Here is a 206-nt window from a genome sequence, read left to right as displayed (position 1 = left end):
TGGTGGGTCATGATGGATTTGAACCATCGACCAATTGATTAAAAGTCAACTGCTCTACCAACTGAGCTAATGACCCGCTCTTATATAAATCTGCTTTGTAAAAAGCTGCGTAAATCCGCCGATTAAAACTTTCATAGAATGGTGGGTTATGATGGATTTGAACCATCGACCAATTGATTAAAAGTCAACTGCTCTACCAACTGAGC

At 39.8% G+C, this 206-nt stretch carries 1 tRNA gene; it reads right to left on the bottom strand.

The features are described 5' to 3' along the window. Nucleotides 1–76: transfer RNA gene (locus AAEY62_RS25305), tRNA-Lys, on the bottom strand. Between the last annotated feature and the right edge of the window lie 130 nt (nucleotides 77–206).

The organism is Pseudoalteromonas sp. GW168-MNA-CIBAN-0100, from assembly GCF_040309225.1.
Taxonomy (GTDB): Bacteria; Pseudomonadota; Gammaproteobacteria; order Enterobacterales; family Alteromonadaceae; genus Pseudoalteromonas; species Pseudoalteromonas arctica.
This window is presented reverse-complemented; position numbering and strand designations above follow the sequence as displayed.